The 24472-nt window shown below is 43.5% G+C and carries 25 protein-coding genes; 20 read left to right on the top strand and 5 right to left on the bottom strand.

All coding sequences use genetic code 11. The features are described from left to right. Positions 1–27: 27 nt before the first annotated feature. The gene (locus AB1S55_RS17690; RefSeq protein WP_370979513.1) at positions 28–3222 is read right to left on the bottom strand and encodes an ExeM/NucH family extracellular endonuclease; all 3195 of its coding nucleotides are present in this window, start codon (positions 3220–3222) and stop codon (positions 28–30) included. A 320-nt stretch (positions 3223–3542) separates the two neighbouring features. Here AB1S55_RS17690 and AB1S55_RS17695 point away from each other — a divergent pair, with 320 nt between their 5' ends. From AB1S55_RS17695 to AB1S55_RS17775, 17 genes are all read left to right on the top strand, one after another. Continuing rightward, on the top strand, positions 3543–4121 hold the full coding sequence (locus AB1S55_RS17695) for a nucleotidyltransferase family protein (protein ID WP_370979514.1): 579 nt from the start codon (positions 3543–3545) through the stop codon (positions 4119–4121). 22 nt (positions 4122–4143) lie between these two features. Next, complete coding sequence (locus AB1S55_RS17700; protein WP_370979515.1) at positions 4144–4704, top strand: sugar O-acetyltransferase; 561 nt, start codon at positions 4144–4146, stop codon at positions 4702–4704. Between the two features lie 164 nt (positions 4705–4868). Continuing rightward, entirely contained in the window at positions 4869–5267 is a 399-nt protein-coding gene (locus tag AB1S55_RS17705; protein WP_370979516.1) for a hypothetical protein, read from the top strand. 94 nt (positions 5268–5361) lie between these two features. Then, entirely contained in the window at positions 5362–6195 is an 834-nt protein-coding gene (locus AB1S55_RS17710; protein ID WP_370979517.1) for an RNA polymerase sigma factor, read from the top strand. 120 nt (positions 6196–6315) lie between these two features. Continuing rightward, positions 6316–6621: a DUF6506 family protein gene (locus AB1S55_RS17715; RefSeq protein WP_370979518.1), complete on the top strand. Its 306-nt coding sequence runs from the start codon at positions 6316–6318 to the stop codon at positions 6619–6621. Positions 6622–6635: 14 nt separating this feature from the next. Further along, on the top strand, positions 6636–7436 hold the full coding sequence (locus tag AB1S55_RS17720) for a DUF6597 domain-containing transcriptional factor (protein ID WP_370979519.1): 801 nt from the start codon (positions 6636–6638) through the stop codon (positions 7434–7436). A gap of 44 nt (positions 7437–7480) precedes the next feature. Further along, positions 7481–7975 (top strand): lactoylglutathione lyase family protein, encoded by a 495-nt coding sequence (locus AB1S55_RS17725; RefSeq protein ID WP_370979520.1) that lies wholly within the window; start codon positions 7481–7483, stop codon positions 7973–7975. Between the two features lie 11 nt (positions 7976–7986). Then, positions 7987–8619: a class I SAM-dependent methyltransferase gene (locus AB1S55_RS17730; protein WP_370979521.1), complete on the top strand. Its 633-nt coding sequence runs from the start codon at positions 7987–7989 to the stop codon at positions 8617–8619. Positions 8620–8681: 62 nt separating this feature from the next. Continuing rightward, positions 8682–8963, top strand: coding sequence for a hypothetical protein (locus AB1S55_RS17735; protein ID WP_370979522.1), 282 nt, complete (start codon positions 8682–8684; stop codon positions 8961–8963). A gap of 204 nt (positions 8964–9167) precedes the next feature. Next, a complete protein-coding gene (locus AB1S55_RS17740) occupies positions 9168–9674 on the top strand; it encodes a hypothetical protein (RefSeq protein WP_370979523.1) in 507 nt (168 codons plus the stop codon). Between the two features lie 642 nt (positions 9675–10316). Further along, positions 10317–11375, top strand: a complete 1059-nt coding sequence (gene rsgA, locus AB1S55_RS17745; RefSeq protein ID WP_370979524.1) for a ribosome small subunit-dependent GTPase A — start codon at positions 10317–10319, stop codon at positions 11373–11375. 46 nt (positions 11376–11421) lie between these two features. Continuing rightward, positions 11422–11967 carry a GNAT family N-acetyltransferase gene (locus AB1S55_RS17750; protein WP_370979525.1) on the top strand — a complete coding sequence of 182 codons (546 nt, stop codon included), beginning with the start codon at positions 11422–11424 and terminating at the stop codon, positions 11965–11967. 25 nt (positions 11968–11992) lie between these two features. Further along, positions 11993–12271: a hypothetical protein gene (locus AB1S55_RS17755; protein WP_370979526.1), complete on the top strand. Its 279-nt coding sequence runs from the start codon at positions 11993–11995 to the stop codon at positions 12269–12271. Positions 12272–12497: 226 nt separating this feature from the next. Then, entirely contained in the window at positions 12498–12728 is a 231-nt protein-coding gene (locus tag AB1S55_RS17760; RefSeq protein ID WP_370979527.1) for a DUF2798 domain-containing protein, read from the top strand. An 83-nt stretch (positions 12729–12811) separates the two neighbouring features. Then, complete coding sequence (locus tag AB1S55_RS17765; protein ID WP_370979528.1) at positions 12812–13306, top strand: AAA family ATPase; 495 nt, start codon at positions 12812–12814, stop codon at positions 13304–13306. Between the two features lie 99 nt (positions 13307–13405). Then, positions 13406–13627, top strand: a complete 222-nt coding sequence (locus AB1S55_RS17770) for a hypothetical protein (RefSeq protein WP_370979529.1) — start codon at positions 13406–13408, stop codon at positions 13625–13627. Between the two features lie 67 nt (positions 13628–13694). Further along, on the top strand, positions 13695–14261 hold the full coding sequence (locus tag AB1S55_RS17775; protein WP_370979530.1) for a DNA-3-methyladenine glycosylase I: 567 nt from the start codon (positions 13695–13697) through the stop codon (positions 14259–14261). A 144-nt stretch (positions 14262–14405) separates the two neighbouring features. On the opposite strand, the gene AB1S55_RS17780 is transcribed toward AB1S55_RS17775, so the two are convergent. Both AB1S55_RS17780 and norR read right to left on the bottom strand, forming a co-directional pair. Then, positions 14406–18740: a carbohydrate-binding protein gene (locus AB1S55_RS17780; RefSeq protein ID WP_370979531.1), complete on the bottom strand. Its 4335-nt coding sequence runs from the start codon at positions 18738–18740 to the stop codon at positions 14406–14408. A gap of 568 nt (positions 18741–19308) precedes the next feature. Continuing rightward, a complete protein-coding gene (gene norR / locus AB1S55_RS17785; RefSeq protein WP_370979532.1) occupies positions 19309–20925 on the bottom strand; it encodes a nitric oxide reductase transcriptional regulator NorR in 1617 nt (538 codons plus the stop codon). A 221-nt stretch (positions 20926–21146) separates the two neighbouring features. Here norR and AB1S55_RS17790 point away from each other — a divergent pair, with 221 nt between their 5' ends. Beyond that, positions 21147–21431 (top strand): hypothetical protein, encoded by a 285-nt coding sequence (locus tag AB1S55_RS17790; RefSeq protein ID WP_370979533.1) that lies wholly within the window; start codon positions 21147–21149, stop codon positions 21429–21431. Between the two features lie 21 nt (positions 21432–21452). Continuing rightward, on the top strand, positions 21453–22637 hold the full coding sequence (gene hmpA / locus AB1S55_RS17795; RefSeq protein WP_370979534.1) for an NO-inducible flavohemoprotein: 1185 nt from the start codon (positions 21453–21455) through the stop codon (positions 22635–22637). Positions 22638–22734: 97 nt separating this feature from the next. Here hmpA and AB1S55_RS17800 read toward each other — a convergent pair whose 3' ends face one another. Beyond that, positions 22735–23280: a cytochrome b gene (locus AB1S55_RS17800; RefSeq protein ID WP_370979535.1), complete on the bottom strand. Its 546-nt coding sequence runs from the start codon at positions 23278–23280 to the stop codon at positions 22735–22737. A 152-nt stretch (positions 23281–23432) separates the two neighbouring features. Between AB1S55_RS17800 and AB1S55_RS17805 the strand changes: the two genes are divergently transcribed. Then, a complete protein-coding gene (locus AB1S55_RS17805) occupies positions 23433–24131 on the top strand; it encodes a hypothetical protein (protein ID WP_370979536.1) in 699 nt (232 codons plus the stop codon). A 39-nt stretch (positions 24132–24170) separates the two neighbouring features. On the opposite strand, the gene AB1S55_RS17810 is transcribed toward AB1S55_RS17805, so the two are convergent. Next, complete coding sequence (locus tag AB1S55_RS17810; RefSeq protein ID WP_370979537.1) at positions 24171–24467, bottom strand: DUF6172 family protein; 297 nt, start codon at positions 24465–24467, stop codon at positions 24171–24173. Between the last annotated feature and the right edge of the window lie 5 nt (positions 24468–24472).

The following is a 24472-nucleotide window of genomic DNA, read 5'->3' on the forward strand; positions in this document are numbered from 1 at the left end:
CCCTCTTTCGTATTATATTAGAGCCAATCAATTAGAACACGATCGCGCCAGCATAAGGTCAGCCAAGGCTTTATTTATATCCGCAACAGCAGGCCCTTCAATCATATCGTAATACTTGCCATCCGACTTTCTGTAAGCTCGTTTCAACAAACGACAAGCACGCAGGTCTTTTTTATGCTCAATTGAATATTTCACTTTATTCAGGGTATAAGAAAAAAAGTATTGATTTACTTGCTGCCAAAAATCAACACGACCGGCTCCGCGTATAGAGTTATTATTAATACCAGCATGATAAAGCTCTAAAATAGAATCAATGGAACTAGAGTTTGTAAATTCCAAACCGATTATTAAAGGATCGTGATCCGAAGATCGATATGGGTCCGCAGAAAATAATTCTGTAGCAGCAGGCTTTTCTTCAAACCAGCGCTCTTCTTCATCAAGGACGGTATCATTGTAATCAAGAAGGTTTATTTCATCCGCATTTATATGCCAATCTGTTACACCTGTAACAAAAGGCAATAAGGCCTCATTAGCTAAACCATGGTCGAGATAACCTAGCTGGGCACTAAACACATAACCATAAGCATCTGCACCCACGAAGGTATCAACTAGGTCTGTATAACCAGCATTTTTAAATGCCTGTATAGGACCCTCATTTCGATAAGCGTTTAAATCCCCAATAACAAGGGTCATATCACTGTCGACGCCCGTTGGTTTTGAGGCCAACCACTGTGCTTCTAACTCAGCAGCCATCGTACGGGTTTGGTTACAATTAGCCTGCCCAGTTTCAGGGCTATCATCCCCCTCACCACAACTTGAACCTTTCGACTTTAAGTGGTTTACAGCCACGGTAAATACAGTACCCGAACTTAAATCTTCAAAGCTTTGAGCTATTGCAGGTCTATTTTTAGGCGTACTCGCATTTTTGGGGTTGGTAAAAGCCAAGCTATCTAAAATTGCAGTTTCGCCAGCAGTATTAACGGTAGAGGGCTTATAAATAAACGCCACCGTAATTGCATCCGTACCAACTGTCGCTGTTTCAACTGCAACATAAGGGCCACACTCAACACTAATGGCATTAGCAAGTTCGGCGACAGGGCTTATATCGGTATTAGGCGCTGGGTTTTCTATTTCCATCAGCCCCACAATGTCAGCATCGATCGCACACACTGCCGAAACAATTTTTTGTGTTTGACGGAGTAGTTCACTAGCTGAATGCGCACCTCGACATTCTAATGTGCCACTTGCACCACACCCTGTGCCCGTATCATTGATCGTTGTGAAATAGTTGAGCACATTAAAACTCGCAACTTTTAAACTACCACCCACGTCATCTGGCTGTGATTTACGAGGGTTACTTGCTATAAAATTAATGCCGTAAGCACTAGATGGCCTGATGCGCCATGCAGAAAAAGAGTACTGTAAAACACCGGTAAGTTCATTTACGGTATCACCGCCACGAATATAGCTCTCAGTAGATAAGCCTGGTAGGGGGTAATAAACTGGAGTTTCCGCACTTAAGGCAACATTGTTGCCGTCATAAATATCATCCAAAATAATGGTACGTGCAGCTAAAGCCTCTACGTGTGCACTATAAGCTTGGGCATCAGGAAGATGTTGGTCGGTAAACTGGCGAGGACGGCCACCCTCTGAAAGTACAAGCTGACCGAATTGACCGAGCTGGTAATATTCTGCAACTGAAAGCTGATCACTGAACTGAACTAACATACCCTCTTTCGTTTCATAAAACTCGTCAATATCACCAACAATAGGTAAATCAATTAGTTCATACGAAGGCAATGTTTGGCCTGATGCAAGCACCTTGATATCGCTTTGTTCCGTTGCCCGAATTTGACTCATGCCATAAAATTCGACAGGCATGCCTTGCACGTCAACTAAATCACCTACCGCAACCTCGACGGGACACTGATCACAATAAACAAAAATACCTTCCGAGCTTGCCGGGTTATTGTCAATATCACTGTCTTCTTCTTGAATAAAAAAACCATCCGCTTGGTTTTCTGCTTGAAATACCGCCGTTACAATGGCCGACACCTTAACAGGCTGGCTAATAGCAACCTGAGCACCATCGCCTTGTATGTCATGAATTTTCACCAAGTTTACTTCACCGCTGATACAACTCTCAAATGTATTGGCAGCTGGGGCTTGCCATAGCCCCTCTACTTTTTGCAAAGAGTGACCTACGGCAGTCGAATTATCTTCAACTTGGCCAATATCAACTGACTGCATGCCCACTGCAGGGCCATTTTCAGCAATCAAGCTACCCTCGTAACTTATAAACTCCACTACCTCTGCATTGTTGTCGACAAGGGCAATAGCATCCGGCGCACCATTTTGAATACCGCTGATAGGCACATATAAAAGCCCTTCTTCACAGCCTTCAATAGACTTAAGCTCGGCGGCAAGAGTAAGCGTGTCGTAAACGCTATTATTGTTTCCGTTATAGAGAACCAAAGACCAGCCCGTAAGGTCTGTACCCGCTAGACCAGAAAGCTCAACACCCTCACCTTCATCAGCCCCTTCATTATCATAATGAAGTTCGGTGATCGTTATAGGCACCGGCTGTGCTGAGGGGGAAGGAGATGATAAAGGTGAGGGGCTAGGAGATGAACCAGAGCCCACTGTGGGTGTTGGAGGCTCTTCGCCTAAGGGGAATGCCTGAGCAGCAAGCATGTTTGAGCTTTCATTATCTAAGGCATTGACGCCGCTAAAAGTCCAAGCAGAAACATCAAAAACAGTGCTTGCAGGCGCATTGATATCTCTCTTAGCCCAGCCATCGAGGTGATCCCAAGCTTGCCCTGTGCCATCAACATGAATGTCACCAAATACATCAACAACCGAGCCATCACGAAACAACTCAATGGCGTCATCACCATTGATCGACACTGCACCGCTGGTGAAGTCAGCAGGACCATCAAAAAACGTTTCAAAACCTAGGTCTTCAGAAGCGACATAGATATACTCTCCTGCAGGCACGGCAACAGCGGGGAAAGTAAACTCTTGCCCATCACTTCCGCCCCCGTTATTTGCAGACCCTAAACCGTAAATGCTTAAGTCCGTAATATCTACTTCAGCAAGTAGCTCTACGGCTTTGGGAACACCACCTGGAAGAGGGCCATCTATCACCCCCATTATTTTAAAATCTGCATGCGCGATACAAGGAAGCGCCGCTGCGGCCATGGCCAACAGAAGTTTCTTCATGATATGTCCTTTAATACTTTTAATGAAGACAGGGTTAAGCTGTTTAACCCTGCAAGTAGGTAAGCAAACGCGCCTAGCTAAGCATCTTTACGTGACAATCGTGCAAAAGATTAATGACGAAATTATTTTATTTTTAAGTCGCTGTAATAAGACCTGCTCACAAGGCATTAATAACGACGTCGCTGCTATCTTTTAGTGTTCATAGCTAGGTGTTAGGCTTCCCCCTTGTTTAAAAGCATCATTCAAAGGCAAAGCACACTTACATTATAAAAACACATTAAGAGCTCCCCACATGGAAAAACACACTTAAGAAAAAACTGATGAAAACATCAATAACAAGCCAAGATCGCCTGTCATTTCTGCTAAAACAAGATAAAATCCGCATGTCTGCACTGGAGCTAGTAAGATCATTGCAGCTACCACAAGCCTATATAGCTGCGGGCTTTCTTAGGAATCTTGCCTGGGATGCGACACATAAAAAATCGCAGGCCTCTAAACTTAACGACATTGATGTTGTTTATTTCTGCCCCGACACAACCAATGAACACAATAAAGACATCGAAACGAGACTAACAAAACAATTAACATCCGTACGCTGGCAAGTTAAAAATCAAGCTTTGATGCATATTAACAATGGTGACCGCCCCTACAGAGATGTGATTGATGCCATGTCATTTTGGCCAGAGCAAGAAACTGCCGTTGCTGTAAGGTTATTAGAAGACGGAAGCTTCGAATTTATTAGCGCTTTTTCCCTAGATGCTTTATTTGAATTAAGTGTTACTTATAATCCGGTAAGGTCCATCGCTTGTTTTAATGAGCGTATATCTCAAAAACAGTGGTTGCAGCAGTGGCCCCTGTTAACAGTAAACTATGGGCAATACACAAACCAAAGTGAGTAAGCAGCACAAGGAGAGAGGCTTTATGTCGGAAAAAGAAAAAATGCTGGCCGGCCAGTTATACGACCCAAGTGATGCCGAGCTCTCCGCATTAAGGCTAAACGCTCGACTATTGTGTGAACGTTTTAACCTTAGCTCCGCAAATAAACAAGAAGAGCGTATAGAACTCCTCAATCAGCTATTGGGCAGATGTGGCCAAAACCTATATGTAGAGCAGACATTCAACTGCGACTATGGCTTTAATATTGAGCTTGGTGAGCACTTTTATGCCAATTTTGGCTGCGTCATACTGGATGTTGCCAAGGTCACCTTTGGCAATCATTGTAAGCTCGGACCACAAGTGGGTATTTACACTGCAACTCACCCTACTGAGCCCCTTTCACGACTTAGCGGCTTAGAATTTGCCAAGCCTATTAGCATCGGCAATAACTGTTGGATAGGTGGTCATGCCGTCATTAACCCAGGCGTCACACTTGGCGACAATGTTGTGGTGGCCTCCGGCTCAGTGGTCACCAAGAGTTTTAGCAATAACTTTGTGATCGCAGGCAACCCCGCTAAAGTGATTAAAGCCATCACTCAAGACTAAGCTAACTCTAGCTATTTCAATTTAGTAAAAAATAGAAGATTTGTTGTCACACATGTTTTCGCTTTGCCGTCTAAGTATAAGTACGTCCACTTTTTAAGACGTACCGACTTTAACGCTAGCAAGAGCCTTATTCAGGCTCTGTTACTTTCAGTAAAGGAAAAACAATGGACAACGAGCAAAACAAAGTAATCGACTGCATCAATAACATGACATCGGCGTTTCACCAACAACACATCGATCAAGTAATGGCAAACTATGAAGAAGGTGCAGCCGTTATGTTTGAACCAAGATCCGCAACATCCGATACAACAGAAGTTCAACACAAGTTTGAAGCTGCATTTCAGATCAAGCCGCAGTTTGCCTACCCCAAAGGCCACGAAGTGCATATTGCCAACGGCATTGCTTTACATATCGCCCCTTGGATAATGAAAGGCCAAACTCCCGATGGCACGGATATTGAGCAAAGTGGCTTGTCTGTAGCAGTGCTTCGCCAACAAGAGGACAATAGTTGGCGACTCGTGCTAGATAACCCTTATGGCAGCAGCTTATTAGAAAACAACTGAGCACACCGATATAAGCTCTCAGATACGTATTTGCATGCACCTTTATATTAAGGTGCATGCATCTAGATACACATATCAAACAGTAGGTAAGCATGTGGAAATCGAACAGCTAGTTAAGCAAGCAATAACAGGCAATAAAACCGCATTGGAAGGAGTCACAGCCGCTATTCAAGATAAGGTTTATTACCTTGCCTTACGAATGCTGGTTAACCCTGAAGACGCCAAAGACGCGACACAAGAAATTCTTATTAAGGTTATTACTCGACTTTCTTCATTTCGCTTCGAAAGCCAGTTTACTACGTGGGTACACCGCCTAGCCGCCAACTACCTGCTAACCGAAAAGAAAGTACTTAACAAAGACCTTGGTTTGAACTTCGATCTTTATAAACAAGATCTAGAAAGTGACTTACAAGAACAGAGCGAACTTAAAAACAAACCCAGCTATCCCATTTTACTCAATGAGCTACGTATATCCTGCACCATGGCCATGCTCCTATGTTTAAAACCAGCGCACAGAATGGCCTATATACTAGGGGACATTTATGACATGGAGCACAGTGAAGCCAGCGCGATACTAGACATCAGTAAAAGCAACTTTCGCCAACAGCTTTCAAGAGCTAGGACCAAAGTCGTGGCGTTTACTCAAAGTAGCTGTGGCCTTGTAAGTAGCTGTGCCAAGTGTCGTTGTGAGAAAAAGCTCGCAGGCTCGATAAAAAGAAACAGAGTATCGGCTGATCATATTTACTTCGCCAGCGACAAACAATTTTCCTACCAAGAGATTAAAAACTCTTTAACACAGACTCAACAAGAGCTCAGAACCTTGGCCTTACAGCAGTCTATTCAATACTATAAGTCGCCAATTGAGCTAAGTGAAACCATTGAAGCTTTAGTCAGCGAAGGTCTTAATAAGCATAAAAGGCCCGCGTAAGGCTTTCCAACCCCGTACTAAATAACAATTCATAGGATATTGGCGTTTTTTTACAATTTTAAACATTAAACACTGGCTACAGTAGCGCTTCACAATCACACTTAGGAGCTAGTTAAGCCCATGTTTAGAGCCGCTTTTATCTTTATCGCCCCCAAGACCAGCCCGGTAACGCACTGCTCTTGGGTAAAAACACCTGAAGTTGAAGTCAAAACACTGGCCGTAAAAAACTACCAAGAAGCTTGCGAACAAGTAGAGCTACTTATAGAGGAAGGCATAAGCGCTATTGAACTGTGTGCAGGTTTTGGCCACCAAGGTGTGGCTCTTGTCACCACAGCAGCTCAGGGCAAAGCCAATATTGGTGTTGTACGATTTGATCCGCACCCCTGTTTAGGAAATACTAGTGGTGATAGCTTATTTGCAAGCTAGACCGAAGGTAAGCCATGCTTAGCATCATCCAACAGCCACACCCGCTTCTAGCTCCTTATATTGCTCAATACTGGAGTTGGAACTTAGCCGCCGGTACTGCAATACCCGATCTATATACAGGTACAGGGCTTGAGTGTCTGTTCAACTTGGGTGACAGCATTGAAACCGTTCTTCCTTATGCATACCAAATAGGCTCTGGCCAAGGCCTTATTCTGTGCCCTCGAAAGCGGCATTTCTCAGTCAAAACTAAAGGTAAGGTAAAACTACTCTCAATACGCTTTCGTTCTGCTGGTTTTTATCGCTTATTTGGCATCCCACTAAGCGAATTTAGTGACAAACTTATTGATGCCAGCCATATCATCCCCAACAGTGTATTTAACAGTTTAAGCTGCGCAAAAACACAAGCCGATTTAAGTGCAGTACTTGATAAGTTTCTATTACAAAAGCTTAAATCACGGCCTTGTCATGATCGGCTCACCACACTTATCGATCGTATCTACTACCATAACCACCTAAGTTTTAAAGCGCTTATTTCCGACTGCAGCCTCAGTGAACGCAGTCTCCAAAGACACTTTAAACTCCACACCGGCGTCAGCGCGAAGTACTTTCAACGCAGCGCACGTTTTCAGTCATGCCTAAGATCCCTCTATAGGTCAACGCAGCTATTAAAACAAACCGAACACAGCCAGCTTGCCTTAGCTCATGGTTATTTCGATCAATCTCACTTTATTAATGAGGTTAAGTATTTCTCTGGGCAAAGCCCCAAAAAAATAATACAAAATAAGCACGATGGAATAAGCTATTACAGCTGCTAAGCAGCCCCCCACTTAAACCCAAAGTACAAGCATGAAGGATCATTATGAGCACTTACCCTAGAACCTTTTCACATATCGGTATTTCTGTTCCAGATGTAGAAAAAGCCGCCAAGTTCTACAGCGATGTAATGGGCTGGTATCACATTATGGAGCCCACCACGATTACGGAAGAGTCCGATACAGCAATAGGCCAAATGTGTATCGATGTATTTGGCTCTGGCTGGGGCTCTTTTAAAATTGCGCACATGTCGACAGGGGATAAAATTGGGGTTGAGATGTTTGAGTTTAAGAATAACGAAACCCCCACAGACTTTGAGTACTGGAAAACAAGTACCTTTCACTTTTGCGTACAAGACCCTGATATTGAAGGCTTAGTAGCAAAGATTGTTGCTCATGGTGGTAAACAGCGTATGCCTATTCGTGAATACTACCCAGGCGAGAAGCCTTATAAGATGTGTTATGTCGAAGACCCTTTTGGGCTTATTTTTGAGGTTTACTCACACAGTTACGAACTCACCTATTCGCAAGGAGCCTATTAAGCAGCACCGCGATGTCATTTAAAACCTGGCTCAAAGCCCATGCTGCAGATAAAGCGCTAGCCCCTCTACGTGAGGAGCTAGCTTGCCTTTTTACTGAGCGCTGCAGCGTATTGGATATTGGCTGTGGCACAGGAGATCTCTTATTCAAAACCGCCCACAAAATCCACAGAGGCTGTGGTATAGATCTAGATAAAGACATGATCTTATTTGCCCAAGAGCAACAACAAAAACACCATGTAAACAATCTAAGCTTTATTAATGGTGACGCCCTGCTTACAGAGATCGACACATACGATATCGCCACCTGCACCTTATGCATACATGAGTTAAAACCCAATCAAGCCTGCATGCTCTTACAGCGTATGGCTTTACACGCTCAACGCATCTTAATAGCCGACTACCATCAAGCACACTCGCTGCTAGCCAAAGCCTGTATTGAGTTAGATGAGTGCTGCTCTGGCCACTACTTTCGCTTTAAGGCATATAAGCGCCACGGCCAAATCACAGGCTATGCTCAACAATGCGGCTTAGAAGTCACTCAGTGCATCAAAAGCTGCATAGATGGTATAAGTATTTGGGAATTAAAAGGGCAAAAAACACACACGACAAATAGCTCTAGATCTCAAAAAGCAATACACGATTAAGGTATCATACAACCACAATCACCCTCTTCTAAATAATAGATATAAAACGTTAAGGACACTATATGAAGCTACTATCACTGGCCATCCTTGCAACCTTCGCTAGTACCGCATACGCAGACCAAACCTACATATGTACATATGGAGAGCAAGAACGCGTTATTTCTCTTGTCTATACAGACCAAGACAACAGTGTTCCCTGCGAAGTTCGATACAAAAAAGAAGGTGAAGCTCAAACCTTGTGGCGTTCTGAATCAGAAGCAGGTTACTGTGAAAGCAAAACAGAAGAGTTTGTGCAAAAACAAAAAGGCTGGGGCTGGAGCTGTGACTTAGCCGCAGAAGAGTAAACTTTTAGCTTAAACAAAGTACGAGTTGATACAGTCATACAAGCCCTAGATCACGGCCAACAAGCCTTATGATCTAGGGCTTATAAGTGTCAAAGAGCAGCAAAAAAATATGCTCAATCATCTAAATACACATACCTAAAACCTAGAATGTAGAACCCAAAGTTCAAGCGCATCAAGCCAATCATCAATAGCCCAAATAGCGCGATGGATATTTATTACCGAAAAAGCCTTGTCTTAAGTATTTTGTTTGCCATACCGGCTTTACTAATCCTACTGGTTCAGCTCGATGTCATCGACTATAGCAACAAGGAAAGTGATCTGGCTGCGTATACAGTGATGGCAATCTGCGTTTTCTTTTCTGTTCTCACCGCATTTGCCAGTACGCGTATGTATTTTGATAATGACCAACAAGCATGCATTCAGCTGCGCAAGCATTTCTATGGAAAAAAAGAAGTACGCCATGCCTATGCAGACATTCTTGCTATTGAGCTTAGGCTTCGGTTGCAAAGCACGAATAGAACAGGCGCTTACAAAGTTGGCTTAACACGCTCGACAAGCATACTCGGCCAAGCCGCAGTTGAATTCATTGAGCTCAAGTGTTTCACCAATGACCATAGAGGTAAAAAAGAAGCTGAACACTTTGCCAAATCAATATGTGACTATAGCGGCCTAAGTTTTATCGATACAACATTTATTAAAAGGCCCCTTTAATCCATTGCGGCCCCATAAATTATTGCCGCTGTGCTTGAACAGCTTTAAGGACTTAGGCTCGAGCAATTTAAATGTGTTTGAGATATGGAATGGGTAGTGTTAATCAGGCTGCCATAACCCCATCTCGACAAGCTCCTGTATTCCCCTAATTAGCTACATCCCTGTAGCGACATGGGAGCTCAGCTACCGCTCCCTGGGCAGACGGCCATGCTTAACACTACCCACGCCATATTTGAAGTTCGAGTTAGAAAATTAGAAGTGGGGGTTTAAGTAGAACAATGAAGGGTTTCTGAGCTAGGTCGTTACACAGATGTAACTCAGTAGACGATGCACGACTGCATGGAGGCAGGAGATAGGGCGAAGCAGGAAGCTAGAGCCAAAGAGCACACTGTCGAGATGCCGAAGCGAAGCCTATAGGGGCATATTTTATAGCGCCCCTGAAGAGATCTGCCTAAATATCCGCGACCATGCTGAAAATCAAACACCATCCCAATCGCCAAACCATGAGACAGTAATGCCCTTTAAACGCCCTTAAAAACGCCACCACTTTAAGTGATTCTGCCACTAATCAAGTTAGCGTATTTATATAAAAACACTTAAGATCCACACAGCGATTCTACCAATGAGTATCGAGCAGTTCCTATGAGCAAGACACTACAAACATTAGGCCTTGTGCCCTTTTTTGTACAACAAGTCGTAGAAGAAGGCCTCTCACTCGACCGGCTAGCGCGTGTGAGCTCCGTCCAACGCAGTATAACTACGGTAATAACCGAAAACGCTGAGCTTCAACTTGAACTGGCGCCAACACTAAGAGATGCAGCAGCACTTGATAGACCCACCGTGGGCGACTGGGTGCTCATAGATGAAGCCCAAACTCGAATCGAAAAAGTACTCGAGCGCAAGAGCTTATTTAAACGCGTGGGTGCAGGCAGTAACACTGACATTCAGCCTATCGCAGCAAATATAGACACACTTTTTATTGTGAGCTCTTGTAACGAAGAGTTTAAAGAAAGCCGACTCGAACGCTATTTAAGCTTGTGCTCAGAGGCAGGGGCTGAAGCCGTCATTGTATTAACTAAGACTGATTTAACTGACAACTTAGATAGCTATATCAAACGAGCACGTAGCGTACAACACGATATAGCGGTTGAAACCGTTAATGCCTTTGATCACAGTACTCTGAATAATGTCCGTGCTTGGATATCTAAAAACAGCAGCATTGCCTTGGTTGGCTCATCGGGTGTAGGTAAATCCACACTGCTAAACGCACTTGCAGATGAACAGTTAGTAGCAACAGGAGACATTCGTGAACAAGATAAAAAAGGCCGCCACACCACAACTTATCGAAGCTTAGTGAAACTACCATCTGGTGGCCTGATGATCGATGTGCCGGGTATGCGTGAATTAAAAGTTGCCGATATTGAACAGGCAATAACACATGTTTTTGCTGATATTGAACAACTAGCTCGCCGTTGCCAATTTAAAAACTGCCAGCATATGAGTGAACCTGGCTGTGCAGTAAGGACTGCCTTAGAAAACGGCGAATTAGAAAGCCGTCGCTTAAACAGCTACCACAAACTATTGCGTGAAAACGCACAGGCAACCGCAACGCTTGCTCAAAAACGCAGCCAAGCTAAAGACCTAGCGAAAATCATTAAAAAGGCCAAAAGCATCAAATCACACAAGGGCCATAAACGCTAAGCCCATTTAAGACACAGCAAAACCATCGATAACTATTGAGACGGCATTGACTACCGAACTAAAAACAAAACGCCTACTCTTGCGCCAATGGCAAGACAGTGACCTTGAACCTCTAGCCAAGATCAACGCCGACCCTGACGTTATGGCCTACTACCCCAGTGTGCAAAATGCCGAGCAAAGCACCGCAATGGCTCATTATTTTCGCGATTTAATAGCACAACAAGGCTGGGGCTTTTGGGCGGTAGAGCGGCTAAGCGATGCTCAGTTTATAGGTTTTATTGGCCTAAACAGCCCCCAGTATAAGCTGCCAGTAACGCCGTGCGTAGAAATTGGCTGGCGCTTAGCCCGCACGGCTTGGGGGCAAGGTTACGCCACCGAAGGAGCTAAAGCGGCATTAAACTATGCCTTTGATGTGCTCAAGCTTGAACAGGTATACTCTTTCACATCAGTAGCGAACAAGCGCTCTCGAGCCGTGATGGAGCGTTTGGCCATGCACAATGAAAACTGCAATTTTGAGCACCCCATCATAGCCAAAGGCCATAGCTTAAGAGAGCACGTACTCTATAAAATCAGTAACCCAGCTTTGAAATAAATAGCAATAAATTGTAGGAATTAACGTGAAAGAAGCTCTGCGTAAACTTTGCGCCCCTGTACTAAATCTATTCGAAAACGGGCAAGGCTCATACAGCTATAAACCATCGCATCGAAGCATTTTAATAGCCGTAGGCGTTTTATTTTCCATTCTTGCCACCTCTATCTTTGTAGTTGGCCTTATGTCGGCCCGCCCTGGCGCCCTATTACCGGGTTTGGTATTTAGTGCCGCAGGACTTTGCTGCCTTATTGTTGGTGGTTTAGGCAGCGATCGCGCCGTGGCCAAACTTTGGGGTAATAAATAAGCGTCCTGTTACGACTATAGAGATATTGCCCCTCGCTAGACGTAGAGCAAAAGCGCTATTTAGACTCATAGCTTCACATACAAGCTTAAAGAGCGCACTTAAAAAGTGCAGCTCAGGAAGTAAACAAGCCTAAATGTTAAGTATAAATCAGGGGCGCTCTAATTCAGACTCTCTCTTCCTTAAAAAATAAGGCTAAGCGTAGAGACCTATACGTACAGGAATAATTATGAAGTTTATTGCTACCAAATATGCTGGTTTTACTTATTCTTTTTTTATGGCACTGCTGATGTCTTGCTTTATGTCCTTAGTTATCAGTATATTTAATGTAGGTTTAGTCGAGGGCATACTTTCCATCTGGCTTAAAGCTTGGATGTTTGCTTTTTCTTTTGCCTTACCCACCATTATCACCCTCAATCCTCTAGTTCAAAAGTTAGTTAATCTCTTGATAAAAAACTAAGATTCGGATGATAAGAAGAAAATTAGACCTCACACCTTTCAATGAATATTTTTACCAGAAATACTTAAGTTGGAATACATCTTATGGCAAGGCTAATTTTAGTATGCGGCCCAACTGGCGCAGGTAAAACCACCCACTCCGTTGCTCTCGCAAAAGAAATCGGCGCCGTGCGTTTCTCTATCGACCCTTGGATGCAAACTTTATTTTCAAAAGATATCAAAGAAATCGAATACACATGGATGATAGAACGTGTAAACCGTTGCTATAACCAAATCTGGGAAGTCAGCGAACAAATCTTGGCTCTTGGTGGCAAGGTTATTTTAGACCTTGGTTTTACCACTAAAGAACAGCGCCTTCTCTTTAGCGACAAAGCAAAGGGCTTGGGTTTAAACGCCGAGCTACACTACCTCAACGCTAATACCGAATGCCGCCGAGAACGTGTTAATAAACGCAATACAGAAAAAGACCCCTCTGTTTACTCTTTTGATGTCAACGATGATATGTTTAATTTTATGGAACCCCGCTTTGAGATCCCTGACGCAGATGAGTTAAGATTTGGGCGTAAATTTGAAACATAAGCTAACAACTACGAGTTTTTCATAGCACTGTAAGCTTAACTCACTAAGCTTACATGCCAATGCGCCCACATAAAAAAGGACTTCATAGTGATCAAAACTATGTTTTTTGTAATAGCCTTAAGCAGCCTATTTATAGGCTGCTCGACTAAAGATGAACAAAGCCAACTAGCCGGGTCAGATAAAGATGAGCACGGCTGTATTGGCTCTGCTGGTTACGCTTGGTGCATCAGTACCCAGCAATGTGAAAGACCTTGGGAGCTTGCTCAAAAAGAAGGTTTTGAAAATAGTGACAAGGCGTTTTCAGCTTTCTGTAAAAATTAAGCGACTAAGCCTGCGCCTTATGTAATCCAAGCTTATTAATATATTTAGCCACATTAAGGAAGCTCCTATGAAACGCTGCGCTTGGGCTGTATCGAACCCACTTGAAACCCATCACCATGATAAGGAATGGGGCGTGCCCGTTCACGATGACCGATTATTGTTTGAGATGCTGATCCTTGAAGGGGCTCAATCGGGCTTAAGCTGGGCTACTATATTGCAAAAGCGACAGGGCTACCTAAAAGCCTTTGATCAGTTTAATGCCAAAAAAATAGCCGCTTACACGCCCAAGAAAATTGAAAGCTTATTAGCTGATACTGGCATTGTCCGACATAAATTAAAGATCAATGCGACAGTTACAAATGCTAAATGCTTTTTAGACATTCAAAAAGAGTACGGCAGTTTCGATACCTACATTTGGTCATTTGTAGGCGGTAAGCCCATTATCAATAGCTGGCAAAATGAAAGTGAAGTACCCGCCTCCACAGCTGAGTCCGAAGCCATGAGCAAAGCCTTAAAAAAGAAGGGCTTTAAGTTTGTCGGACCAACAACCTGTTATGCCTATATGCAAGCAGTTGGCATGGTTAACGACCATATCGTTTCATGCTTTCGCTATAAAGAAATCAAAGCGCTTTAAAACTTCTCACCTTACTCTATCTTAAATAGCCCAAGGCTACTTAAGCGATGTCTTGGCGCCTAGATGTATTAGCGTTAGCAATCATAATACATCACATACAAAAACGGGCCCCTAAGGGCCCGTATAGATACTCAGCAATAAAACCTACAAGGTTTCAGGCTTACTGGTTGTTTGCGCCGCGCCCACACCTACTGAACTATGGCGAAATACAATGCGGTCAACTTTAAATAATTGTGAACGCCCCGAAAGTGTGAAGGTATAGGTTTCACCAGCTTTCAAATTGTAAATCGCAACACGCTTGTTGTCATGACCACCTAAATCTAAACGATTACCTGATGCCCACTCGAACTGATTAGGCTTACCACCGTAGAACTTGGTGTTCTTCTGTAATGCAGATAGTGGCGCGTGATTACCGTGGCTATTACCCGCATTTGGACCTGCAGAATAATCACCATCTAGGCGAACATAACCGTCATTAGCTACATCTGTGCGGTTAACACCATTAACGACCACGTTCTCTTTAGCGATAAACATATGTAAATGATACAAGCCACCTTGGTTAACTTTAAACTTATAAGTCAACGGAGAGGTTGCTGGGCCAGATACAACCGAATTACCCGTGAATTCCAAATACCCAGAACCGGTATAACCGTTCACACTGGTCTTTTTAACCCACTTATCTAAAGACGAAGCTGTGTTCTCGGCTTCCATAATAACCAGGCCGTCTTTTTCAACATAGGTTCCACCCGGATTTGGGCTAGGCTGCGATGCAGGCTTTTTCCACTCAGGACCAATGTGACCACAACCCGCCTTACCAATATCAACACGACCAGGACAGTAATCTTCGTTGGTGTTGGTATTAGCAGGGCCATTACCACACTGAGCATCGTTATACATAGGGCGGCCTGAAGCACCTGGACCTGCACCTAGTTCATCACATATCGCTTCAACTGTTTTTGTACCCAAAGCACTATTAACCATCATGGAGGCAACCGAGCCATCTACATTCGAAGTACAGTAACAAGCATCACCAACAGAGTAACTGCTTGCCCAAGCTGAACTAGGCACTTGAATAATATCAGCCTCATCGATGCTAATGGTACGAACAATATCAGGGTGCAAACTGGCTTGCGCTTCGTTAGAGATCACCACAACCCAATCCTGGCCAGTTTGACTAGGTGGATTACCTACGTTGACATTACCCGGAGCCGTTAGGGTATTACCCAAGCTCTTTTCACCAGTACGCGGGTTAAACCACGTGGTTTTATAAGTACCACTACCACTTAGGTTGATTTTGGTATTGCCGCCTTTACGCAAGAATACAATATAGGCTTCGCCCGGTGCAGAAAGTACCCAGTCATTACCGTTAGACGTTAAACCGTTGTCGCGCTCCATTGCAGCTAAGTTAATACCCAGCTCATCTTGTACGATGTCGCTGAAGAAACGAGCCAAGTAACCAGACTGCTTCCAGTGATTATCAAATTCACGTAGGTTCTCCACTGATAAGTCGTAAGCGTGAGTACCGTTGTTCTTCAAATACCACTCAAAACCGCCACCGCCGGCCATAACGTTTGCCCACATCCAATAAACACGCTGACGAGTGCTGACATCGGTATTAGGGAAAGGCGCGTCGCCACCAGAAGCTTCTGTCATGGTCACCACCCACTGGTTACCCGCATTCGCTGACTTAGTTAACCAATCTACGGTTTTACCATATACGCCATTACTGCCTGTTGCGCTTTCTGGGATACCGCCAAACTGGATAGTAGGGCCATCGATGGTGTTATGCCCAAGCACTTTTTCGTAGTTTGCATGCTGACCAGGGAAGGTATGCAAGAAAATCGGGTGGCCATAGGCATCGTTAGCGCGAATGAAGTCGGCAAAGGATTTTTGCTGGGCCGCTGTATTGGTATTTTCTTCACCAAGGTTCCACTGTAACGCTGGATGATGAGCAAAGCGTGAAATCATTTCTCGATAATACAATTTACGCTCAAAACCGAGGGCGCCGCCGTTTAATAGCTGATCATTCTCAGTTTCTTGAGTCATAAAGTGAATCAATAAACCTTTGCGTGTTGCATGGCTAAAGACACGCTCCCACTGATCCAACTTACTTACATCAAAGGCTTTTCGGTTACCGCTGTAATTTACCCAAGGGTGAGCATCACAGCCATCGCCATTCACCGTCATCGCCATAACATAAAAGGCATTTACACCACGGTTGGCAATGTAGTTAAGCACACCAATAAGGCTCTTACCTTTACCGTTTTTCCAACTCGGGTCGCCACTTTGCCAATCGTTCTGGTGAGCGCTAAAGTCATGCAAAATACCTTTACAGCTACCTACGTTATCGTACTTAGTGGTGTTATCGAATTCAGAATAACCAAAGATGTTCTCAGGGCTATCCATACCCGCTTCAATAAAGATGCTATTATCGCCTGCAAAACGCAAATAACGCTCGCCTTTATTATGACGCAATAGTCCTCGCTCACGCATATCACGCGCATCAACCAAGGCAGTACCTACGCTAAAGCTACCAGCATTACCATCGATACCTTGCACAGGAGTACCTGCATTTTTATCGCTATTAACGGCAATGTTATTACCCTGACGGAAAGAAACTTTATAGTTCCATGTTCCAGTTGTTGGGGGCGCAAAATACGCACGCCAGTGATCACCTTCAACAGCACTGGTATCGGCAGCATTGCCGTCAGCGGCAAAGTGGCCAGGAACGGTTATCGTCGTCGCTCCTTGGCTGAAGCTTACATCAAAACGATTATTGGTGAAGGTTGAGTCATTGCGCTCTGAAGCAGCTAAACCTTTACAGGTTACTGCTACACGATGCCACTGAGCCTGAGTACCACTCACCTCACAATCACCTTGGCTTACCGGAGGCGTTGTGTCTGTTGAACTACAAATTTCAAGGCTGTGCCAACGACCACGCGCTGTAGCCGTTAAGCTGCCTTCAGGTACCAAACCATTAGTATGGTTATTAAATTCAACTTGAATTAAATCACCTTTAGTTAAGCTCACCTGAGCGTCATTAATGGTGTGAGTTTGAATGGTGTAATCTGCAATACCTGTTCCGTGAATACGGCTATTTGTAGCAGAACCAATCGCTTTACCATTTACTTTTACGGTGTAAGTCGGCTCGCCATCAATTTCTTGCATGGCATTAACTTTAAAGATCACCTCAGCATCGGCGCCGTTATAGGTCTTTTGAGCAGCTGCAATGGCATTACGTGCGGCAATTTGCAAAGCAGACTTACCAGCTTTGTTATCTGTTGCTGCATCACTAAAACCTGCAATACCTTTGTATTTATCAAAGCTGACCGCTTCAATTGGTGCACAACTAAGTTCACCTGAAGGAGGCGTTGTAGGTGCAGGGCTCGGCTGAATACTAGGCGCAGCACTTGGCAACACACTAGGTATAGCACTTGGCTCTGGCGTAGGTTCGCTGTCACAACGGCTTGTGCCACACATACACACACTTTGTGCTGATTGACTATTTTTACAGTCGGTCGCATTAAACCAAGTAGTACGACACTGGTTAGTGGTATTACATTGATCAAGTACTGGGGCTTGGCTCGGTGCAACGCTAGGTAAAGGTGAAGGGCTAGGCGCTACACTCGGCTTTATACTTGGCAGTGGAGTAGGAGGAGTAACAATAACGCTATCACATGGCACATCTCCACACATACACACGCTCTTATCAGAACGGCTGTTTTTACAATCGGTTGCATCTAACCAAGTAGTACGACATTGGTTAGTGGTATCACATTGATCAAATACCGGTGCCGGCTCAATATCACCTGTACGAACTAATTCAATCCAATTAAGATTAAAACCACCTTGTTTTACAAGTACGCGTAAACGCTGTTTACCTTGCTGTAAGCTCTTAAGTTCAGTGCCAATGGTTTGCCAAGACTGCCAACCACCTGTTGCTGCAACACTTAAGTTACTCGCAGCTACTGAGTTATTAACACCAAGATCAAATTGACCGCCGCCTAATTTTGAAGACACACGAAAATCGACGCGGTATTTACCAGCTTGCTTAACATTAATATCGTATTCAAGCCATTCGCCAGGCTCGATCCAACCAACGTTATAAGCACCACGGCTATCTTTGCTAGCCTCAACGTCAAGCGCATCATCGCGGTAAACATTGCCTGCATTTTTCGTATCGCTATCGTTAAAGCGATTAGCGTTTTCAGCCTGAATAAGACCAGGCACAACCACTTCAGAAGGAATTACAGGAACTAAAGAGTTACATGTGTCGCTTGAACACATACACACACTGACGGAACTTTGTGAATTTTTACAGTCGGTCGCAGCAGGCCCAAAATGAGCTTGGCACTGACTGGTTAAATTACATTGGTCTCCACTTAAAACAGAGGCTCCCAATTTTACAGTTGCTGCTTGTGTCCCTATAGATAAAACAAGCAACAGCATTAAAAGCGGTATCGCACGCAACGAAGTCATACTGACATTCTCCCAATGACAGATTAAATTAAATTAATCGCACTAAACAAACCATGTCAGCTAAAGTGAATTCAACGACAAACCCGGTAAGTAAAACGACTAGCGATTCGGGCGTTACCTTAACTATCGTGAAAATTTTTAATAACACACAAGTCACACTGGCTGTATTTAAAGCCAAGCAAGCTTGTAAAATGTGAAGCAATTCCATTAGAAAAAAGGCAAAACAATACTAAAGTCGTAAGCATAAAAAAGCGGACACAGACTTCGTACACATACTAGGAAAGTGGGGTTTCTATCGACTCAGTTAGGCGATTTTGTAAGAACTTAAGAGCAAGAAAGCGCTATAAAGCCGAATAAAAAAAACAAGTAATGGCAGGAAGCTATAGCCAGCACCCGCGTAAGAAAGCTAAGAGAATTTGAACTAGCTATGCCTATTAAATAGCTCTGCTATTGACACATAAACAGAGCTGTTGAGAATCGAGCAGTGAGTAGAAATATCATCTACAAAATAAAGTCGCAGTATATTAAACCTTCAGATATGCATTAATTCCGCCCTGCTCAGTAGCAATCACTTCGAAGGCCTAGTACAAGCTAAACGCTTCTCTATTGAGATGCCTAGGCGTTTTGCCAACCTAGACAGATTTGCTCTATCCACTTTTAAGCGTTTTGCTGCGCGGCTCCAGCTACCCCGCTCCTGCTCCAAGGCTCGAAGTATCAAACCACGTTGAAACTCATCTATGGCGCCACGTAGACCAAGTGATTCAGTACTTAAATCAATCGCACTAGTAGCAGCCCCCATACCCGAGATGAATGTGCTATTTGAGCCCTCTTCAAAACGTAATGATGAGCTATCGACAGCAGCTAAGTCACAATCTATTAAATCAACCACAACCATTGCACTATTTTTAGCCCGAGCTTTTGCCTTTAACGATGAGCGGCTAATAAAATGCTCTAACTCACGAACATTACCCGGCCACTCATAGTGGCGAATATAATTCTCAACCCCAGCGGAAAGCTTAACCTGTCCTATGCCTAGTTTCCTTTTGATCAACTCAATAAAATAACCAGCAATTAACGGGGCATCCTGTAAACGCTTACGCAAAGGAGGTGCATGGACAGGGTATACATTTAAGCGATGGTATAAATCCGCACGAAACTTATTGGCTCTTATTTCGTTTTGTAAATCACGATTTGTAGCCGCAATAACTCTTACATCAACGTGCACTATTTGATCTTGCCCCAAGGCTTGAACTTCCCCACTTTGCAGCACACGCAACAGCTTACTTTGGGCGGCTAGCGGTAGCTCACCAATCTCATCCAAAAACAAGGTTCCGCCATCAGCAACTTGAAACTTGCCAGCCCTTTCTTTATCGGCCCCAGTAAAAGCCCCCTTAGTATGACCAAAGAGCTCACTCTCAATTAAGTTTTCGGGTAACGCTGCGCAGTTGATATACACCATCGGCTCTTGACTTCGGTGCGATAAGCCGTGGATATTTTGGGCAATGAGCTCTTTTCCAGAACCACTTTCACCACTTATTAATACAGGAAAATCTGAAGGCGCGACGAGGGCTATTTCTTTTTTCAGCGTTTTAATTTCTGGACTAAGACCAATGATTTCATGCCTCTGCTGCCCTCCCTGCCCTACAACAGCTTCTAGAACCTGCTTAGAGTGATTAACGCTGTGCTCAAGAACATCCAAAGTAAGGGCGGTATAAAGATTGGTTGCGGCAAGTGACGCAATTAACTCCAAGGTTTTCTCAGAAATAGCTTCAAATTCGGCAGGCTCTAAGCTATCAAGAGTCAAAGCACCCACAAGCTTATTCTCAAAATATAAAGGTAAGCCCATGCATGAATGCACTGGTAAAGCGCCCTCCCTTGCAATTAACAACCCGTCATAAGGATCCGGTAAGGGACAATCAGGAGGGAAGCGGACTGCCTTTCTAGAAGTCACAATTTGTTGTAAGCGCGGGTTCTGCTCAAGTATAAAACGCCGACCAAGGCTTTCTTTGGATAAGCCCTGCATGGCAATAGGAGACAAGTAATCACCATAAAACTGAAGTAGAGCAATAGCATCACAAGGAATCACCTTGCGAACATGGCTCAACATTTGATCAAAACGATCAACACTGTTGATACTTTTAGCCAAACCTAAAGAAAGATCTATAAGTGTATCGGCAGAAATCAAAACCAAACCCTCCAAAAGAGTTCTTCAAACCACAAAAAGTCATTATGACACAAAAAGATGGAGTCATAATGACTTCAAACGTTGTCAAAGCATAATAACTTATTGATATATATCAATTTTTAAAAGCTGGTCTAACGATTGCTCTAGCACTAGTAATAGATAGAGGTGATGGCTACTCAGCCCAACACACTTCAGTGATTACAAGAAACTAAGGAGCACTTATGAAAACAGCCAAAGCAACAAGCTTAAGCCCCCAAGCTTCTACATACAGAGACTTTAGCGAGCAAACATATCGACGCATTCTTTTTTGGGGCAACAAGCTGCTCTATGGATCTCTCGTTCTCATAGCCATAGCTATTTCACTTAGCTACGGCTACGCCAGCGCACTACCAATAAGCGTTCAAATAGCGGCACATATATCCATTTTGCTTTTTGCAACAAGCATCAAAATTGCCTATGCCATGCGCTGCACAGCGCAATATGGGCTTGGCATTGAAGTTCAATAATCACACTTAGATAGGTGAAATATGGAATTAAGTAAAGACGAAATAACACGAGTCAAAAATACAGTCCCCCTACTTGAAGAAGCTGGCGTAGCTGTAAGCGAATATTTTTATAAATCAATGTTTGAGAAAAACGCTGAACTAAAAAATATTTTTAACTTAAGCAATCAGGCCTCGGGTAGACAGCAGTTTGCTCTATTTAACATAGTTGTGGCCTACGCAAAAAACCTAGAAAATTTAGACAAACTATCTAATGACGTTGAACGTACCGCTCATAAACATACAAGCCTAAATGTAGCTCCTGAACACTACAAGGTTGTTGGTTATCACATTATAGAAACCCTTAGGCATTTCTTAGGAGATGCCTTTAGTAAAGAGACAGAAAAAGCGTGGCTAAAAGCTTATTTACAACTAGCGGATATTTTCATCAACCGAGAAGAACAGATCTACTCTAGCAGTGAAAATAAAACAGGCGGCTGGAAAGGCACTAGAGACTTTGTCGTATTAGAAAAAGAGATCGAGTCAAAGCTCGTCACCAGTTTTTATTTGGCTCCTGTAGACAAGGGCCCTATTGCTGATTATCGCCCTGGTCAATACATAGGCATCGAACTCAAACCACAAACAAGTGATTACACAGAGGTTCGACAATACTCTCTATCAGATGCAGCCAATCAAAGTAGCTACCGGATTTCAGTTAAGCGTGAAAGCGAGCCCAACGAAGGAATTGTTTCAAATTATTTACATGACAGCATACATGTTGGAAGCCATGTTAAGCTGACACCACCCACTGGAGATTTCTTTCTACAAGAAACACATAAGCCTATTGTATTAATCTCTGCAGGGGTTGGCATCACCCCCATGATGGCGATGCTAGAGCACCTACACAAACAAAATCATTCCGAGTCAGTCACGTTTTTACACGCATGTGACAATGAAAAACAACACAGCTTTCAAGATAGAGTGAAAACAATTTGCCTTAAGCATAAATGGGAGCACCATACTTGGTACTGGGAAAGCAGCATACAAAATTCACATGTACACACGGGCTTAATGAACTTTAATGACATCCAACGACCGCTTAGCGACAGCATATATTATCTATGCGGCCCCCTAGGCTTTATGAAATTTGCTAAAGATAGCCTGAGTGATTTAGGGGTAAAAGAGCAGAATATTCACTACGAGATTTTTGGACCATTTGCTGAACTCTAATCTAAAGGTGCCCAACAACACGCTGTTGGGCACCTCTTGTAAAAACAATTAATAAAGCAAACTTATAAATGCAATAGAACCCAAGCAATAAACCAAACTACATATCTATTTTCTTACCAAGCATACGCATAATGGTGCCATCTTTATCGAGAAACTGATGTTTAAAAGCGCCCGCGATATGCAAAAGGATAAACAGAATAAGTACCTTACTACCCAAACCATGGACAGCATGCCCCAACTGACCTAACGTTTCGTTCTTGTCGCCACTAGCAATCAGCTCCCAACCAAACAGTGCAACAGGATGGCCACCGCCTATAGACATCAAAATACCGGAGATAGGCATAAACAAGGTGCCTAGTAATAAAACCCAATGCGTTAAGCTCGCTAGTGGTTTCTCCCATGCTTTAGCTTCAGTAAGGGCTTTAGGAAAGCCATTTTTCATACGCCAAGTAAAACGCAATAACGCAAAAGCCAGAATCAATACACCAAAGCTTTTATGCTGAGCAATATAGCCCCACTTCTCAGGGCCTCCCTCCAATGACTCAATATAGATACCAAAAGGCAACATCACAATCATGCCCAAGGCCAATAACCAATGTAAACTGATGGTGATATGGCTAAATCTCGCGTGGGTATCTTTCATATCAAATCCTGTATCCTGATAGTTAGTAAGAGCGTGACTAAGTCTAACCCTGCTCTGTGTAAATTGGCAAAAGAATGTTTCGCATCAGTACCAGCGGTCAAATCCACCCGTTCGGTAGCTTCAACTAAAAAAGCAACAGACAGTGATAAACGATGAGTACTAGCGATACACAATTGCAAAATAAATACTCAGAGCTTTGGCAAACAGCACGCTCTGGTTTTGAGGCCAATGAATTTGAACTCGATACAAACATTGATGATAGTAGCGATTCCCGCCGAGGTATCACCTGCCTCGTAAAGCTTAAAAACAGTCAAGTTAGCAAGCGAGTATTACAGTTTCATAAACAGGCTCAGCAGCTAGAACCCGAACAATATTACTATCCAGAGAGTGATTTACACCTCACAGTAATGTCGATCATTAGCTGTATAGCTGGTTTCCACATAAAGCAAATAAACAGCGCGTGCTACATCGAAAAAGTACGAGACTGCCTTACTCAAGTAGCCCCTTTTGATATCGAATTTAGAGGAATTACAGCCTCGCCTTCTTGCATTATGCTGCAAGGCTTTCCCTTGGGAGATGAAATAGAAAGAGTAAGACGCTTACTGCGTCAAAACTTCAAGCACTCTAAGCTGCTAAATAGTATTGATTCACGCTACACCATTAACACCTATCACAGCACCGTGATTCGTATGCGCAGGCCTATCAGCAAGCCCAAGTCCTTCTTACGCCTACTCGATTCTTATCGAGATCACCATTTTGGTCGTATACGCATAAACGGCTTAGAGCTCGTTTTTAACGACTGGTATCAGCGTAAAGCTCTAACTCAGAAGCTTGCAGACTTTAAGCTATAACTACACATATTGGACAGAGAGAACGACTAGCTAGCCTTCTTAGTACTGCTCGTCCTCCTGATTGGCAAATACCGGCTTACTCACGACTTCAATATAAATAGCTTCAGAATTGGCAGAGGCTGCTTCATCAATGCATTTTTTTAGCTCACCGGGGTGTACGGCCGCAGCGGCCTCTTCGCTATAACCAAACTTACAATCAAATGACCAGTAGCTAGCACCTGAAGGCAAATCTTGTTTACGAGCATTACTTTGAAATTTTTTAATATCGTGCTTAATGCTATCAACGATACGCGCAGCTTTGATCTTAGGGTGGACTAAAGAATAAGTCTTTTTCATGGATA

It is taken from the genome of Agaribacterium sp. ZY112, assembly GCF_041346925.1.
Classification (GTDB): domain Bacteria; phylum Pseudomonadota; class Gammaproteobacteria; order Pseudomonadales; family Cellvibrionaceae; genus Agaribacterium.

Bases quoted from the DNA above. Each gene is read 5' to 3' on its own strand.
- AB1S55_RS17720 (WP_370979519.1), top strand. From the start codon at position 6,636: ATGCTTAGCATCATCCAACAGCCACACCCGCTTCTAGCTCCTTATATT.
- AB1S55_RS17690 (WP_370979513.1), bottom strand. From the start codon at position 3,222: ATGAAGAAACTTCTGTTGGCCATGGCCGCAGCGGCGCTTCCTTGTATC.
- AB1S55_RS17790 (WP_370979533.1), top strand. From the start codon at position 21,147: ATGAAAACAGCCAAAGCAACAAGCTTAAGCCCCCAAGCTTCTACATAC.
- AB1S55_RS17770 (WP_370979529.1), top strand. From the start codon at position 13,406: ATGTTTTTTGTAATAGCCTTAAGCAGCCTATTTATAGGCTGCTCGACT.
- AB1S55_RS17780 (WP_370979531.1), bottom strand. From the start codon at position 18,740: ATGACTTCGTTGCGTGCGATACCGCTTTTAATGCTGTTGCTTGTTTTA.
- AB1S55_RS17725 (WP_370979520.1), top strand. From the start codon at position 7,481: ATGAGCACTTACCCTAGAACCTTTTCACATATCGGTATTTCTGTTCCA.
- AB1S55_RS17740 (WP_370979523.1), top strand. From the start codon at position 9,168: ATGGATATTTATTACCGAAAAAGCCTTGTCTTAAGTATTTTGTTTGCC.
- AB1S55_RS17705 (WP_370979516.1), top strand. From the start codon at position 4,869: ATGGACAACGAGCAAAACAAAGTAATCGACTGCATCAATAACATGACA.
- AB1S55_RS17775 (WP_370979530.1), top strand. From the start codon at position 13,695: ATGAAACGCTGCGCTTGGGCTGTATCGAACCCACTTGAAACCCATCAC.
- AB1S55_RS17760 (WP_370979527.1), top strand. From the start codon at position 12,498: ATGAAGTTTATTGCTACCAAATATGCTGGTTTTACTTATTCTTTTTTT.
- AB1S55_RS17715 (WP_370979518.1), top strand. From the start codon at position 6,316: ATGTTTAGAGCCGCTTTTATCTTTATCGCCCCCAAGACCAGCCCGGTA.
- AB1S55_RS17700 (WP_370979515.1), top strand. From the start codon at position 4,144: ATGTCGGAAAAAGAAAAAATGCTGGCCGGCCAGTTATACGACCCAAGT.
- AB1S55_RS17735 (WP_370979522.1), top strand. From the start codon at position 8,682: ATGAAGCTACTATCACTGGCCATCCTTGCAACCTTCGCTAGTACCGCA.
- AB1S55_RS17800 (WP_370979535.1), bottom strand. From the start codon at position 23,280: ATGAAAGATACCCACGCGAGATTTAGCCATATCACCATCAGTTTACAT.
- AB1S55_RS17810 (WP_370979537.1), bottom strand. From the start codon at position 24,467: ATGAAAAAGACTTATTCTTTAGTCCACCCTAAGATCAAAGCTGCGCGT.
- hmpA (WP_370979534.1), top strand. From the start codon at position 21,453: ATGGAATTAAGTAAAGACGAAATAACACGAGTCAAAAATACAGTCCCC.
- AB1S55_RS17805 (WP_370979536.1), top strand. From the start codon at position 23,433: ATGAGTACTAGCGATACACAATTGCAAAATAAATACTCAGAGCTTTGG.
- AB1S55_RS17695 (WP_370979514.1), top strand. From the start codon at position 3,543: ATGAAAACATCAATAACAAGCCAAGATCGCCTGTCATTTCTGCTAAAA.
- AB1S55_RS17765 (WP_370979528.1), top strand. From the start codon at position 12,812: ATGGCAAGGCTAATTTTAGTATGCGGCCCAACTGGCGCAGGTAAAACC.
- AB1S55_RS17730 (WP_370979521.1), top strand. From the start codon at position 7,987: ATGTCATTTAAAACCTGGCTCAAAGCCCATGCTGCAGATAAAGCGCTA.
- rsgA (WP_370979524.1), top strand. From the start codon at position 10,317: ATGAGCAAGACACTACAAACATTAGGCCTTGTGCCCTTTTTTGTACAA.